Here is a 15,014-nt window from a genome sequence, read left to right as displayed (position 1 = left end):
TTTGAGGATTGTGCATTAATTTGTTTTAAAATATAAACGCTTTTGTCTTTTAAATAAGTGCAAAATTTTAGTCACAGTTATCCAATATACACCTGAGTGAACAATAAAAATAGATGATGAATGACTTGGAAGACTCCGAAGACAAGAATAAGAGGGGATATTTTCTTAATTGTTTGTTAATTGTTAAATAATTCCCTCAAAAAGTGGACAATAGCCATCAGTGGGTACTTTTAAACGATGAAGGGGAGAGTTATTATTATTACAATATTCTTCTTGATAATAAAGACAATTACCGCAAGATTCGGGGTTGATTTGACGGCGCAAGAGGTTATTTTGTTGTAACAATTCCCGTTGAGATAATCCTCTTAACACTAATTCTTCTCCTTGCCAACGTGCCTCTACTAATCCCGTATCACCGAAATTTTGCCAACGCACATCTCTAGTGATCTGTTCTGGTAAAGTAATAGTAATATATGCCCCCGTTTCATTTAACTCCCCTTCATAGTTAGTTTGAGGGTTGACTTTTGGTTGTAAAAACTTCGCTCCAATGGGTAAATCTACCTTTACTCCTACGGAAGGTGAATGTAATTGATAACGATTTTGTAATTCTTCTAAACTGGTTAAGTCGCTTAAATAATTGGGTGAACCATGAATGAATACAATATGTTGAGGTCGTAAATTGTGAATAAGTTGAGTTGTGTTTCTTCCGTCACTATGTTCTGCTAAAAGATAGTTTTCGATGATAATATTTTGAGGGTTAATCTTACGAGAAAATTCTTTAAATATAGAGCTATGATTTATTTTTGATTGTTCAGGTACTAATACTAACCATTTTTCTTGACTTTTGACACAATAGGCTTCTAAATGCTCTAATTTATCGGTTAAGACGATACTAGAAGAAGTGGTTAAATCATGACGAGGTATTTCTTCGGTGACTCGGCGCATTCTCGGTTTAATTTTGTCATCCCAAAATAGGGGTTGATGTTTGGCAAAATTCTGGACATTGGGGGGAAAGTAGTCTATTAGTTCTAAGTATAAGTCACAGGCTTGGGGTAAGTCTCCATCTACCCATATATCTAGGTTTATGCCTGTAAATTCATGGTGCGATCGAAGCAATTTTAACATTTCTTGTCCTAAACCAAAAGTAGGTACTGGTAAAATTACATTAAATTTACTATTTAAAGCAGTTTTGATTCTTGCCATCAAATGCTTTTCCTGTTGACGGCGATGGGGATGTCTCGCTGTGCCGTAACTACCTTCAATTATCAGCACATCGGGATTTAAGCCTCGCAGACTATCTAAAGATAAACCCTCCACCAGTTGTAAATTGGAGAGACAAAAATCCCCTGTGTAAAAAATTTTATAAACTCGCCCACCATAAGTATATTGAAACAGAAAACAAGCCGCTCCGGGTAAATGACCCGCTGGATATAATTCTACGGTTAAGTCTGATTGTAAACTAATAGTCGATCGCCAAGGCAAAACTTGAGCAATGGGAAGGGAGTTGATATTTTCTTCTTGTAACCAATTTAGAGGCAATAACTTTGCCGTGACATCACTACTGTAGATGGGTAACTTGGGAAATTTTTTACGAAGATACAATAAGCTACGAGCATGATCTTGATGGGCATGGCTACAAAAAACCCAATCTGCAGGAGGTTGATTATTCACCAATAAAGAATTAAGATCACCGATACCACAATCAATTAAAATGCGATAATTGCCAATGTTGAGTAAGATGGCAACCCCTTCCGTATAATTACCCACACCGAAGGGATAACAGGAAAGAGGTATTGGCGGTATTGAAGATATTTCTTGCCGCTTAATCATAGATACTAATTTTAGTGAGCCGAACCGTTACCATCATAATCATCTGTATCATAATAACCGTTTTTAGTACCGAAAAATAACGCTGAGACGATAAATAATCCTGTGAGGATTACTATTAACATTTTAACATCCATAGGTGATAATTGCTCCATATCATTGATCTAATATCTTTATCTTATAATGTTATTTGAGATTTCTCACTAAATTAATTTTTAGAATTTATTTACCAAATTTAGGTAATTTTAAGAAAGATTTATTGCGAGGTTTTTTCTTGTTGTCTTTTTCCTCAGATTTACTTATTTCTTGATTAGGGGATATATTTTCTTTTAGGGGTGGTAAAATAGGATTATTGAGAGAATCATTATGAGATTTTATATTATCTTCTAAATTTTGATCGTGCTGTAGTACTTCTCGATCAATCTGGGCAATTTCTTCATCTATTTTATTTAAAAAAGTTGGTATTTCTGCCATAGAATTAACTGTTTCCGAAGTACCATTTATGATATTATTCTGAGAAGATATATTATTATCTGACCATGATTTTATCCCTAAACTATTAACATCTTTTGGAGTGTCTGAGTTAGTTAAATAATGATCTAAAGCGGTTTTATATTGAGCGTTATAGCGTTGTTGTCTTTGCAATCTAATGTGTAATTCTTTGTTCTCTTTTTCTTTTTGTTTTAGATGATATTGCCCTTGATTATAGTTGTCTTGAAGTAAAGAACAATCCCGTTCTAAATTAGCAGCTAATTGTTGATTTTTTTTCAATTCTTTAGTTAAATTTTCCATAACTATTTTCTGTTTTTGATACTGCTCATTTTGCTCCTCAATACGGATATGACTATCATTAATTTCTGTTTCTAATTGTTGTATCTTCTTCTCATATTCTTGACATTTTTTTTGGAAATCTTGATTCTTAATTACCTGAACTTTAATTTGTTTTTTTTGTTCTTCAATTAAAGTTTTTAACTCACTGGTTTCTTGTTTTAATTCTTGATTTTGTGTTCTAATTTTACAAGCGATGGCATACCAGTCTTTATTTGTTAAAGTAGATTTGTTTGAGTGGGGAGTAGTCATAAAAAATAGGTAAAAAAGTACAGTTTAACAATTAAAGTTTTTATCGAACTTAGATAAATTTGAGATACACTGCCATACTAGAGTTTTTCAAAATTACATACATTATAGCAGAAACAAAACCACTAAATGATCATTCTTTAATCGTAAATATGGTACAATCCGATCGAATCTTCAACCTTCAACTGACAGTATTTTTAGACAAAATTAGATTTTGAATTTATATTTAAGACTCGATCGAAGTTTGAAGTTTATTGAAAAATTCACAATGAGTTATAGTTATATTTTATTTTATAAGCCTTATAATGTTCTATGTCAGTTTACTGATGATAGTCTTCATAGTAATCAAAGAGAAACTCTAAAAAATTATATTGAGATACCTAATATTTATTCTGTGGGTAGATTAGATTTGGACAGTGAAGGTTTATTGTTATTAACCGATAATAATAGAGTAAAACATCGTCTTTGTGAACCAAGTTTTGCTCATCCGCGCACTTATTGGAGTCAAGTAGAGAATATCCCCTCTCCTCAAGCCTTGCGTCAATTGCAACAAGGAGTGATAATTCAAGGTAAAAAAACGAAAAAAGCTAGAGCAAATTTACTAATCAATGAACCAGAATTGCCTCCTCGTAATCCGCCGATTCGGTATCGCAGAGAAATTCCGACAGCATGGATTGAACTACAGTTAACAGAAGGACGTAATCGTCAAGTGAGAAGAATGACGGCATCGGTTGGACATCCTACGTTAAGATTAATTAGGGTAAAAATGGGGATAAATTCTCATCTGGAATTAACTTTAACAGGATTATCCCCCGGACAATGGCGAAAATTGACAGATTTAGAACAAAAAATCCTCGAAAAATTATAAATTAGGTGAATTATAAATTTTATTGGTGAAGATGAGGTGTTAGGAATAAAGAATTTAGTTGTTAATCAATAACTCACCGTGTAATAAACTATATAGCTAACAAAGTATCGTTCAATAAATCGAACTTTTTTTATCAATAGACATCTTCAAAAAAGATTTTTTATCAAAATGGGAGCAAGAATACCCCATCCCTCTTTAGCCTGAATTATTCATGAGAAAATTGAAAAAAAGACGTAAACCAAATTTTCTGTCAAGAAATAAAAAAACTACGACGTTTTTTTGTGGATAAATTTATTGAAAGTTATTCAAAGCCTCCCGAACAAATTATCTTAGATATAGATGGACTTTTTCCGCAATACCTAAGTAAATATATAAAGATTGTGTAAAGTCAGTATTAATGACTCAGTATTTATCTATAGAGATAATTTTCGTCTTCAAAGAAAGTTGAGTATTAAAACCGATGTTATTGATAAGGGCTTTGGTCATAATAGGGGTATAAGAAAAAAACAACAAATTCAATCTACTAACTGACGAGCGATACAGACAATACCACTTCCAGTTAACAAGGAAGAACAACCAGAGACTATTGAACAACAACCATCTCAAGGTATTCGTGTTAACATTTCAGCACTATTTAATCATCAAGGGGCGATTTATATTACCCCACCAAATATCAAATCTGATGTAGTTTTAGAAAGTGTTAGTCATCGAAAAAATGACGAGGGTAAAGATCAATTAGTTATTTTACTGGAAAATAAAGGAACTGCTCATGAATTATTAAGAGGAGTAAAAATGACACTGACTTCAAATAATAATCAAAATCAATCTATTACCCTAACCAAAGAGCAACTTAATGGCGTTGAGGGGAAAAATATCCTTGCAGGTAACAAACGTCAATTTATCATTCCTTGGCCTCAAGAATTACCCGTAGGAGAAGTTACCGCTACATTTGAAATCGATCGTTAATTTACCTAAAAGGGAGAAAACCCAAACATAGAACTTCCTCTAGGGTATTGGAGGTGTTTTATGAAAATTTCTCTTTTATTTAAAATTTTGTGTTTATTATTAATCACCCTCACTCCATCGGTGGTTATGGCAGAAAATCCGCCAAAAAGGGATCAAAATATATCCTCCACGCCTCCAAAAACCTTAACTTTAAAACCCAACGCCACAGAAGGTTATGCCCCAAAAATGCGTCAAAATTCCACCCCAAAAATAAACGCCAATATCGAGCATATACCAGCCAATATCGGGCATATACCAGCCAATATCGGGCATATACCAGCCAATATCGGGCATATACCAGCCAATATCGGGCATATACCATATGCCCCAACAAATTAAAAAACGTAGGGGTGCAAGGTTTGCACCCCATTCCAATATGCAAGGTTTGCACCCCATTCCAATATAAAAGGTTTGCACCCGATAAATTTGCACCCCGATAAATCGATAAAGAATTAAAATTTATTTGTATTAATCATTATGAATTATGAAGAATAATGAAATATAATCCCGATTATCATCATCGTCGATCGATTCGGTTGCCAAATTACGATTATTCACAATCGGGCATATATTTTGTGACAATTTGCACGGCGAAAAAACAACATTTATTCGGCGAAATTCGGGATGGTAAAATGTTTCTGAATCAAATCGGTAATATTGTTGCGGAAGAATGGCTTAATACAGAAAAAATACGAAAAGAAGTTGTTTTGGATGAATGGATAATTATGCCGAATCATTTTCATGGATTGGTGGCGATTACCCATGAGAAGATAAATAATATTTCGGATGTAAACCATATTCGGGGTGCAAACCTTGCACCCCTACGGAGGAAACCTCGATCGCTTTCGTCATTGGTTGGGGGGTTTAAATCGGCGGTGACGAAACGGATTAAACAAATTTGTAATGAAACAACGGTGTGTGTTTGGCAAAAAAATTATTATGAATCAATCATCAGAAGCGAAGAACATTTAAATAATGTTCGGAAATACATTATCAATAATCCGCAAAAATGGGATGATGATCCTGAAAATAACAAAAATCATCCCCAAGAATTATTGATTGATTTGCCATTTTAAACCCATATATTTCCGTAGGGGTGCAAGGTTTGCACCCCGCAAGGTTTGCACCCCGCAAGGTTTGCACCCCGCAAGGTTTGCACCCCGCAAGGTTTGCACCCCGCAAGGTTTGCACCCCATAACATGATTGAGAGGGGCATATGTCATAACATGATTGAGATTGAGAGGAGCATATACCATAACATGATTGAGATTGAGAGAGGAGCATATCTCATAACATGATTGAGAGAGGGGCATATACCATATGCCCCTACAGGTTTAATTCGGTGATGCGATCTAATGCTTCTAAATAATTATGCCGATCGCGCTTATTAAGGTATTGTTGGGCGGCTTGAAATAAATCTTTTCTGGCTTCATCCAATTTACCTAATTGATAATAAGTTAAGCCTCGATTGTAAATGGCATCAATATAATCGGGTTGTAAAATTAAAACATTATCATAATCTGCGATCGCTTGGGAATAGTGGGCTAATTGAAAATAACTATTGGCTCTGTTATAGTAAGCCTTATAACGATTAGGATCAACTTCGATCGCACGAGTAAAATCCATTACCGCTTTTTGATGATTACCTTGTTGACTATAAAGATTTCCTCGATTGATATAGGCTGGAATATATAAATTATCTAACCGTAAAGTTTCATTATAGTCGTCGATCGCCTGATCAGATTTACCTAAACGTTCAAAAGACAAACCACGATTATAATAGGCTTCAGGAGAAAGAGGACTTAAACTGATTACTTGAGAAAATAATGCCACTGCTAAGGAATAATTACCAGTTTCCCCTTGATTAACTCCCTGTTCAAATAAAATTTCTGCATTATCATCAGAAGTTTGATTAATTGCCCTTTTCGTGAGGGAAGAAACGATCGTATGATCAGAGTAAATAATTTGAGCCTGTAAAGGTTGGAGTGTCATCACCGATGATCCTAGGCATAAACAGAATGACATCATAGAGAAAATCTGACGACTTAAAAACATTATCCTCACAAAAATAGAATAAAAGTGTTTAGATTATAACTATTTTCTCAATTAATTATCATCAGCACGATCGTATTATGTATTGGAATCTGTTAATTACTTTAAATTCATCAATTCCCCTTGCCTCCTCATCCTTACTAGAAATATCTCAAAATACAGAGCAGGAAATAACCCCCCAACCAGAAACCCCTACAGTAAACGAAAATACTGATGAAATTTTTGAGAGAGTGTTTAAACGTCCTAAGCCAACAGGAGTGCAACGGGTTATCGTCCCTTTTTATATTAATGATTTAGAGCAAGGACAAATTATAATTTTTGTTTCTTTAGGTGGTAGTAGTAATCTACAAATTACAGGAGATACTTTCTTAAAAAAGATGGCACAATATGCTCGTCCAGATATTCAAAGCCGTCTCGAAGGTTTAGTAGATCAAAGTGGTAATTTAACCCTTTCGGCATTACAATCCACAGGAATCGATGCTAATTTTAATGAACGATCGTTAGAATTACGAGTAGAAATCCCTCCAAATCTCCGTAAAACCATTGTTTATGGATCAGGCAATGCTCGTATTCCCAAAGAAGCCGCTAATGCTCTCAGACCAAGTAATCTTAGTGCGTTTATTAATTTAAGAGGAAATCAATTTTATGCTTGGGATGGTACAAGTAGCTCAAATTTAGGGCGACAACCTTTTAACCTAGGATTAGATGGAGCAATTAATTATCAAGGATGGGTTTTAGAAGGCAGTGGTAGCTTTACCGAAAAAAGTGATACACCCTTAACTAGAGCCGATATTCGCCTAGTGAAAGACGATCCAGAGCGTGGTATTCGTTACATCATGGGGGATTTATTTAGTTCAACACGAGGTTATCAAAGTTTTGTACCCATGGCAGGAATTGGAGTTATTCGCAATTTTTCCCTACAACCTTATTTATCCACTTTACCCACAGGACAATTTGAGTTTTTTTTAGAACGTCCTTCACGGGTAGAAATATACGTCAATGGCTTACTGCGACAGACTTTGCAACTTCCAGCAGGTCCTCAAGATATTCGTAATTTCTCCCTTAATACAGGTTTGAACAATGTCACCTTACAGATTACTGACAATACAGGACAAACTCGTAATCTTTCTTTTGCCCTTCCCCTCGCTTCCGATTTATTAGACGTAGGTTTACAACAATTTGCTTTCGCTTTAGGTATTCCTTCCTATAGTCAAAACAGCACCCGAAGTTATGATAGCAGTAAACCAATTGTAGGCGGTTTCTATCGACAGGGCATCACCCCGACTCTTACTCTAGGAGGTTATCTGCAACTAGCAGGAGTGCAACAAGTTATCGGCACTGAAGGAACTTTAGCCACTTCTTTAGGTAATCTTGGTTGGGATATGGCGTTAAGCAGTAACCCCATAGGTTTTGATCATGCTTTTCGATTACGTTATCAATATTTAGCATTAGGAGGCAGTCAAGCAAAATTACCAACTTTTGGCTTTGAAGTAGAATATTTAGGTCCTTATTTTCAACGTTTTGGCAATCTGAGTATTGGCAATCCTTTAAATCTTTTTAGCGAGTCAACTAATAATGTAGCGTGGAATTTTGGTTTTAATTATGGTCAAACTTTATTTAATGGTTTCGGTATTAATCTTAATTTAGGTTATCAAATAGGTAGTTTAAATCAACCGAATGCTTATCGTGCCGCATTAGGTATTAATCAGAATTTGGGTAATGGTTTTCAGTTAAATCTTACTATGAATAATCGTCAAGAACAATCAGGCAGAAAAGAAACGCAATTTTTATTTAACTTATTACGAACCTCATCACAACAATCTTTTACTTTTAGAAACGACTTGAATAGTCAAAGAGAACAAATCAGTGAAATAACATGGAACAAAAGAAGTCCTGTACCTTATAACAGTATTAACACAAGCATTGGCTTAAGAAATAATCCCTCGCCGAGTTATGTGGGGGCAAGATTAGGGCTAGATTATCGAGGTTTTTTTGGTACGATGAATCTTAATCACGATTATGATCAATCTCGTCAAGGCACAAGTTTTAGTTTTGGTACGGCTTTTGTTTATGCGGATGGGCGTTTTGGTTGGACTCGCCCTGTTAATGATAGTTTTGTGATGGTGGCGCGTAATGATAATTTTGCTGATCAATTGGTGGGAGTTAATCCTAATTTATATGGTTATGTGGCTCAAACCAGCATTTTTGGTTCTGCGATCGTACCTGATTTAAGTTCTTATACGGTGACAACTATTCGAGTGGATGCTCCGAATATGCCTTTGGGTTATGATTTGGGCAAAACAATTTTTAGTCTTTTACCTAGTTATAAAAGTGGTACTGTAATTGTTGTCGGCACTGAAGCAACGGTTTTTTTAAGGGGAGTATTGCAAAATAGTGCAGGGGAGCCGATCGCACTACAAGCGGGACAAGTAACATCTTTATCTGACAGTAATTGGACTCCTGTGACTCTGTTTACTAATAGAGTAGGTAAATTTGCTTTACTGGGATTAAAACCCGGACGTTACGAACTAAAATTGTTTACAGAACCAGTTCGATCGACCATTTTTGAAATTCCTGCGGATAAAACAGGTATTTATGACTTAGGAAATTTAATAATTCCCTAATAGGTACATAAGGATAATTGAGATCGATCGAAAAAAGACTAATAATAACAAAAAAAATTTCTCTCAACTTTCATTTTTAAATCCGAATTGCTGATTGAGCCATAATAAGTTAAGATTCTTAACAAAGAAAATTTTAAAATAAATAAACAAAAGATAAAGGAGGACATTTATGGCTTTAGTTCCCATGAGGCTATTGTTAGATCACGCAGCCGAAAATGGTTATGGTATTCCTGCGTTTAACGTTAACAACTTAGAGCAGATTCTCTCCATTATGCAAGCCGCTCACGAAACCGATAGCCCCGTAATTTTACAGGCTTCTCGTGGTGCTCGTACCTATGCTGGAGAAAACTTCCTTCGTCACCTCATCTTAGCCGCAGCTGAAACCTACCCTCATATTCCTATTGCTATGCACCAAGATCATGGTAATAGCCCCGCCACTTGTTATTCTGCTATCCGTAACGGTTTTACTAGCGTTATGATGGATGGCTCATTACAAACTGATGCGAAAACTCCTGCTACTTTTGAATATAACGTTAACGTTACTGCTGAAGTAGTTAAAGTTGCTCACTCCGTAGGTGCGAGTGTTGAAGGTGAATTAGGCTGTTTAGGTTCTCTTGAAACTGGTATGGGTGAAGCGGAAGACGGCCACGGTTTTGAAGGTAAATTAGATCATTCTCAGCTTTTAACTGATCCTGATGAAGCCGTTGAATTTGTAGAACGTACTCAAGTTGACGCTTTAGCAGTTGCCATCGGAACCAGCCATGGAGCTTACAAATTTACCCGTAAACCTACTGGTGAAATCCTTGCCATTAGCCGTATTGAAGAAATCCACGCTAAATTACCTAATACTCACTTGGTAATGCACGGCTCTTCGTCTGTACCTCAAGAATGGTTAGACATGATCAACCAATATGGAGGAAATATTCCCGAAACCTATGGCGTACCTGTAGAAGAAATCCAAAAAGGAATCAAGAGCGGTGTTCGTAAAGTAAATATCGACACTGACAACCGTTTAGCTATTACAGCAGCTATCCGTGAAGCGGCAATGAAAGACCCTTCTAACTTCGATCCTCGTCACTTCTTGAAACCCTCTATCAAATACATGAAACAAGTTTGTTTAGAGCGTTATCAACAATTCTGGACTGCTGGAAATGCAAGTAAAATCAAACAAGTAAGTCTCGATGATTTTGCGGCTAAATATGCTAAAGGTGAATTAAGTGCAACTATCAAAAAAGCCGTAGCTGTATAAATTCATTCATAGAATCTTAGAAATTCCGAAAATCCCCTTCCCTTATGGGGGTTTTTTTTTGACTAGGAGTTGCTGATAATGAGGTTATAGGTTAAGAGACAGGTGGACAGATGAACTAGAAGAAAAATTGACGAGTTTTCAATTCTCCATTCTCAATTCTCCATTCTCAATTCTCCATTCTCAATTCTCCATTCTCAATTCTCCATTCTCAATTCTCCATTCTCAATTCTCCATTCTCAATTCTCAATTCTCCATTCTCCATTCTCCATTCTCCATTCTCAATTCTCCATTCCCTAATTGCCATAAGTGCCAAAACCAAATATGATACGAAAGATATTAGATTTTATGTTTTAAAATGTCCTTTGCTAAGATTTTAATTGCTAATCGAGGAGAAATCGCCCTACGCATCATTCACAGTTGCGAAGAAATGGGTATTGCTACTGTTGCTGTTCACTCAACGATCGATCGTAACGCCCTTCATGTCAAACTAGCCGATGAAAGCGTCTGTATAGGACCTCCGCCAAGCAATAAAAGTTATTTAAACATACCTAATATTATTTCTGCCGCCCTAACTAGAGGTGCAGAAGCCATCCATCCGGGTTATGGATTTTTAGCCGAAAATGCTCGTTTTGCCCAAATTTGTGCAGATCATCAACTACATTTTATCGGACCTAGTCCCGAAGCTATTATTGCTATGGGGGATAAATCCACCGCAAAAAAAACCATGCAAAATGCAGGAGTCCCCACCATCCCCGGTAGTAAAGGTTTGATTACTGATGAACAGGAAGCCGCTAGAGTCGCCGCCGAAATAGGCTATCCCGTAATTATCAAAGCCACCGCAGGAGGGGGCGGTAGAGGGATGCGATTAGTTAAACAAGAATGTGATTTAAGTCGCTTATTAGCAGCAGCGCAAGGAGAAGCAGAAGCCGCTTTTGGCAATGCTGGAGTCTATATCGAAAAATTTATTGAGTTACCCCGTCATATCGAGTTTCAAATTTTAGCAGATAGTTACGGTAATGTAGTTCATTTGGGAGAAAGAGACTGCTCTATTCAAAGAAGACATCAAAAATTATTAGAAGAAGCTCCCTCTCCCGCTTTAAATCCCAAAATTCGTCAAAAAATGGGACAAGCCGCCGTTAAAGCCGCTAAATCCATTAATTATGTAGGTGCTGGGACTGTAGAATTTTTGTTGGATAAGTATGGTAATTACTATTTCATGGAGATGAATACCCGTATCCAAGTTGAACATCCTGTAACAGAAATGATTACAGGGTTAGATTTAATCAGAGAACAAATTGCGATCGCCCAAGGGGAAAAATTATCTTTCCGTCAACAGGATATTGAGTTTAGAGGTCATGCGATCGAGTGTAGAATAAATGCAGAAGACCCAGATCATGATTTTCGACCAAATCCGGGCAAAATTATTGCTTATTTACCCCCCGGAGGACCGGGTGTTAGAATGGACTCCTTTGTTTATCCAGACTACGTTATTCCTCCCTATTATGACTCTCTTATCGGTAAATTGATCGTTTGGGGTAAAGATCGAGATACTGCTATCAAACGCATGAAAAGGGCGTTAAGAGAATGTGCTATAACTGGAGTTCCGACAACTATTAATTTTCATCGTAAAATTTTAGAGAATCCTGAATTTTTGGCAGGAAATGTTTATACGAACTTTGTCGAACAACATATTTTGAATGATAAGACGCAAAAGTAATTTGAAGAAATTAATTGATTTTGTGGCAAGGGTGATTATTCGACACTAATTAGTTAATTTTACAAAAATTTAGGTTACAGTTGATGATAATCATTAAACTTTTCTACAAAAACGACCTTATATATATATGCGTGCTTTATTAATTTATCCCATTTTTCCCCCTACTTTTTGGTCTTATGATAAAATCCTTGAGTTGGTCGATCGAAAAGTATTATTACCACCTTTAGGGTTAATTACCGTCGCTTCGATTTTACCCCAAACATGGGAATTTAAACTGGTCGATCGAAATATTCGTGCCGTCACCGAAGAAGAATGGCAATGGGCAGATATAGTCATTTTTTCCGCTATGATTGTGCAAAAATACGACTTAATCGAGCAGATAAAAGAAGCAAAACGGCGAGGCAAATCCGTTGCCGTAGGAGGTCCTTACGCTACTTCCGTACCCCATGAATTAGAAGAAAGTGGCGTGGACTTTTTAGTCTTAGATGAAGGAGAAATCACCCTGCCCATGTTTGTGGAAGCTATCGAAAAAGGGGAAACCCAAGGCACTTTTCGCACCACCGAAAAACCTGCGGTAACTTCTACCCCTATCCCTCGCTATGAGTTATTAGAGTTAGATGCTTATGATTCCATGTCGGTACAATTTTCGAGGGGATGTCCTTTTCAATGCGAATTTTGCGATATTATTGTACTTTATGGACGAAAACCAAGAACAAAAACTCCTGAACAACTTTTACAAGAGTTAGATTATCTCTATGAGTTGGGTTGGCGCAGGGGAGTTTTTATGGTAGATGATAACTTTATCGGCAATAAACGCAACGTTAAATTATTGCTCAAAGAATTAAAAATTTGGCAGGAAAAACATCAATATCCCTTCCGTTTCAACACGGAGGCATCCGTTGACTTAGCAGACGATGAAGAATTAATGCAGTTGATGGTAGATTGTTATTTTGATGCGGTATTCTTAGGCATTGAAACTCCTGATGAAGATAGCTTACAGCTTACTAAGAAGTTTCAAAATACCCGTAGCTCTTTAGCGGATGCTGTGGATAAAATTATTCGTATCGGATTGCGCCCTATGGCGGGTTTTATCATCGGTTTTGACGGGGAGAAAAAAGGAGCTGGCGATCGCATTGTTCGTTTTGCGGAACAAATAGGAATCCCTACCACAACTTTTGCTATGTTACAAGCCTTGCCCAATACAGCGTTATGGCATCGTTTAGAAAAAGAAGGACGTTTGCGCCAAGGTAGAGATGGTAATATCAATCAAACTACCCTGATGAATTTTACCCCAACTCGCCCCATTGAAGATATTGCTCAAGAATATGTGGATGCTTTTTGGCGTTTATATGATCCTCATGCCTATCTCGATCGAGTTTATCATTGTTTTCTCAAATTAGGTAAACCAACGGCAAAACCTGCTCCAAAATTACCCACTTTAGTAGATTTGAAGGCATTAGCCATCGTAATTTGGCGACAAGGCATTAAACGAGATACCCGTTGGAAATTCTGGCATCATTTATTTAGTATTATCAAGCAAAATCCCGAAGTATGGGAACATTATTTAACTATGTGCGCCCATAACGAACACTTTTTAGAATATCGAGAAATTGTGAAACAACAAATTGAGGCACAATTAAACGAATATTTTAGTCTCGAAAAAGAAGTATTAGTGGCAGCTTAAAAGTTAGACTCTGAAGACAAGAAGACGGATGACAAACATTAATTGGTCATTTTCTAGTATAATTGTATCAACATAAAATTTTTCCGTGTCATTTGATCAAGATTATGATGATAAAACCCTTAGCCTTAATTAGTGAATTCGTGACGATCGATCATGGTAAATATATCGTAAAAGTAACAGTAATTCAAGAAGAAGTTGTTTTAGGTTCAGCATTAGCCGCCGCCGATACAGTGGAGAAAGCCGAAGATAACGCCAGAAAGAGAGCGATCGAACTGGTAAATTGGACTAAAAATCAAACTGATGAGGATATAAACCCCATAAAAGAAATAATAGTCCCAAAAATTGCGAAAAAAGAGCCTGTCATAGTAAAAACAAAACCTGAAATTCCAAAACCACAACCAACCCCTCCCCCCATAATTCAAGAATTACCCTTACCGAAAGAAGCGGAAATCATAGAAGAAAATGAAGATTTATGGGAAGAATACGATCGCAACGACATCAAAGAAAATCCGCCCGAAATTAGTACTTTATTAACAGACAATACGGAGGTAGATGATAGTTTATCTTTAGAGATAGAGGATATTCCCTTGTTTGAAAGTAAATATAATGAAGAAAATACGGATACCAGTGACAATTTAATTCAATTTTCTAATGTGAATGATGATGAAAGTTCGATCGAGCAGATTCTCGAACCCACATTACCCTTAGAATATAGTGAAACGTTAGATTTTAGTCAAATTATTGATCAAACAAGTATTGAAATGAAAAGATTAGAATGGACACAAGAGCAAGGTAAGAAATATCTCTTAGAAACCTATGGTAAAAAATCCCGTCATTTACTATCAGATCACGAATTAATAGAGTTTTTAAACTACCTTAAAACTCAGTAATTTTGGCTATTTTACTTTGAG

The 15,014-nt window shown here is 36.3% G+C and carries 13 protein-coding genes; 9 read left to right on the top strand and 4 right to left on the bottom strand.

The features are described 5' to 3' along the window. Nucleotides 1–183: 183 nt before the first annotated feature. The 3 genes from SYN6308_RS19900 to SYN6308_RS19890 all read right to left on the bottom strand — a co-directional run bounded on the left by SYN6308_RS19900 (nucleotide 184) and on the right by SYN6308_RS19890 (nucleotide 2,907). Complete coding sequence (locus SYN6308_RS19900) at nucleotides 184–1,830, bottom strand: MBL fold metallo-hydrolase (RefSeq protein WP_017296220.1); 1,647 nt, start codon at nucleotides 1,828–1,830, stop codon at nucleotides 184–186. A gap of 11 nt (nucleotides 1,831–1,841) precedes the next feature. After that, nucleotides 1,842–1,982 (bottom strand): hypothetical protein, encoded by a 141-nt coding sequence (locus SYN6308_RS25045; protein WP_017296219.1) that lies wholly within the window; start codon nucleotides 1,980–1,982, stop codon nucleotides 1,842–1,844. 67 nt (nucleotides 1,983–2,049) lie between these two features. Further along, the gene (locus SYN6308_RS19890) at nucleotides 2,050–2,907 is read right to left on the bottom strand and encodes a hypothetical protein (RefSeq protein WP_017296218.1); all 858 of its coding nucleotides are present in this window, start codon (nucleotides 2,905–2,907) and stop codon (nucleotides 2,050–2,052) included. Between the two features lie 265 nt (nucleotides 2,908–3,172). On the opposite strand from SYN6308_RS19890, the gene SYN6308_RS19885 reads away from it, so the two are divergent. From SYN6308_RS19885 to SYN6308_RS19870, 4 genes are all read left to right on the top strand, one after another. Next, nucleotides 3,173–3,772, top strand: coding sequence for a pseudouridine synthase (locus SYN6308_RS19885; RefSeq protein ID WP_017296217.1), 600 nt, complete (start codon nucleotides 3,173–3,175; stop codon nucleotides 3,770–3,772). 792 nt (nucleotides 3,773–4,564) lie between these two features. Beyond that, nucleotides 4,565–4,738, top strand: a complete 174-nt coding sequence (locus SYN6308_RS25040; protein WP_017296216.1) for a hypothetical protein — start codon at nucleotides 4,565–4,567, stop codon at nucleotides 4,736–4,738. Nucleotides 4,739–4,798: 60 nt separating this feature from the next. Continuing rightward, entirely contained in the window at nucleotides 4,799–5,116 is a 318-nt protein-coding gene (locus tag SYN6308_RS23045) for a hypothetical protein (RefSeq protein WP_017296215.1), read from the top strand. A 155-nt stretch (nucleotides 5,117–5,271) separates the two neighbouring features. Beyond that, nucleotides 5,272–5,853, top strand: a complete 582-nt coding sequence (locus SYN6308_RS19870) for a transposase (RefSeq protein WP_017296214.1) — start codon at nucleotides 5,272–5,274, stop codon at nucleotides 5,851–5,853. 250 nt (nucleotides 5,854–6,103) lie between these two features. Here the strand turns inward: SYN6308_RS19870 and SYN6308_RS19860 are convergent, their stop codons facing one another. Next, complete coding sequence (locus SYN6308_RS19860; RefSeq protein ID WP_017296212.1) at nucleotides 6,104–6,769, bottom strand: tetratricopeptide repeat protein; 666 nt, start codon at nucleotides 6,767–6,769, stop codon at nucleotides 6,104–6,106. 140 nt (nucleotides 6,770–6,909) lie between these two features. On the opposite strand from SYN6308_RS19860, the gene SYN6308_RS19855 reads away from it, so the two are divergent. The 5 genes from SYN6308_RS19855 (at nucleotide 6,910) to SYN6308_RS19835 (ending at nucleotide 14,993) form a co-directional block, all read left to right on the top strand. Further along, complete coding sequence (locus SYN6308_RS19855; RefSeq protein ID WP_017296211.1) at nucleotides 6,910–9,453, top strand: fimbria/pilus outer membrane usher protein; 2,544 nt, start codon at nucleotides 6,910–6,912, stop codon at nucleotides 9,451–9,453. A 169-nt stretch (nucleotides 9,454–9,622) separates the two neighbouring features. Then, nucleotides 9,623–10,702, top strand: coding sequence for a class II fructose-bisphosphate aldolase (gene fba / locus SYN6308_RS19850; RefSeq protein ID WP_017296210.1), 1,080 nt, complete (start codon nucleotides 9,623–9,625; stop codon nucleotides 10,700–10,702). 355 nt (nucleotides 10,703–11,057) lie between these two features. Then, on the top strand, nucleotides 11,058–12,419 hold the full coding sequence (gene accC, locus SYN6308_RS19845; protein WP_017296209.1) for an acetyl-CoA carboxylase biotin carboxylase subunit: 1,362 nt from the start codon (nucleotides 11,058–11,060) through the stop codon (nucleotides 12,417–12,419). Between the two features lie 127 nt (nucleotides 12,420–12,546). Further along, nucleotides 12,547–14,103 carry a B12-binding domain-containing radical SAM protein gene (locus SYN6308_RS19840; protein ID WP_017296208.1) on the top strand — a complete coding sequence of 519 codons (1,557 nt, stop codon included), beginning with the start codon at nucleotides 12,547–12,549 and terminating at the stop codon, nucleotides 14,101–14,103. Nucleotides 14,104–14,207: 104 nt separating this feature from the next. After that, nucleotides 14,208–14,993 carry a hypothetical protein gene (locus SYN6308_RS19835; protein ID WP_017296207.1) on the top strand — a complete coding sequence of 262 codons (786 nt, stop codon included), beginning with the start codon at nucleotides 14,208–14,210 and terminating at the stop codon, nucleotides 14,991–14,993. The last annotated feature ends 21 nt before the right edge of the window (nucleotides 14,994–15,014 follow it).

This window comes from Geminocystis herdmanii PCC 6308 (assembly GCF_000332235.1).
Taxonomy (GTDB): domain Bacteria; phylum Cyanobacteriota; class Cyanobacteriia; order Cyanobacteriales; family Cyanobacteriaceae; genus Geminocystis; species Geminocystis herdmanii.
This window is presented reverse-complemented; position numbering and strand designations above follow the sequence as displayed.

Coding starts and splice junctions, on each gene's coding strand:
- SYN6308_RS19900 (WP_017296220.1), bottom strand. CDS start 1,830: ATGATTAAGCGGCAAGAAATATCTTCAATACCGCCAATACCTCTTTCC.
- SYN6308_RS19860 (WP_017296212.1), bottom strand. CDS start 6,769: ATGACACTCCAACCTTTACAGGCTCAAATTATTTACTCTGATCATACG.
- fba (WP_017296210.1), top strand. CDS start 9,623: ATGGCTTTAGTTCCCATGAGGCTATTGTTAGATCACGCAGCCGAAAAT.
- SYN6308_RS19870 (WP_017296214.1), top strand. CDS start 5,272: ATGAAATATAATCCCGATTATCATCATCGTCGATCGATTCGGTTGCCA.
- SYN6308_RS23045 (WP_017296215.1), top strand. CDS start 4,799: ATGAAAATTTCTCTTTTATTTAAAATTTTGTGTTTATTATTAATCACC.
- SYN6308_RS25045 (WP_017296219.1), bottom strand. CDS start 1,982: ATGGAGCAATTATCACCTATGGATGTTAAAATGTTAATAGTAATCCTC.
- accC (WP_017296209.1), top strand. CDS start 11,058: ATGTCCTTTGCTAAGATTTTAATTGCTAATCGAGGAGAAATCGCCCTA.
- SYN6308_RS19835 (WP_017296207.1), top strand. CDS start 14,208: ATGATGATAAAACCCTTAGCCTTAATTAGTGAATTCGTGACGATCGAT.
- SYN6308_RS25040 (WP_017296216.1), top strand. CDS start 4,565: ATGACACTGACTTCAAATAATAATCAAAATCAATCTATTACCCTAACC.
- SYN6308_RS19840 (WP_017296208.1), top strand. CDS start 12,547: ATGCGTGCTTTATTAATTTATCCCATTTTTCCCCCTACTTTTTGGTCT.
- SYN6308_RS19890 (WP_017296218.1), bottom strand. CDS start 2,907: ATGACTACTCCCCACTCAAACAAATCTACTTTAACAAATAAAGACTGG.
- SYN6308_RS19885 (WP_017296217.1), top strand. CDS start 3,173: ATGAGTTATAGTTATATTTTATTTTATAAGCCTTATAATGTTCTATGT.
- SYN6308_RS19855 (WP_017296211.1), top strand. CDS start 6,910: ATGTATTGGAATCTGTTAATTACTTTAAATTCATCAATTCCCCTTGCC.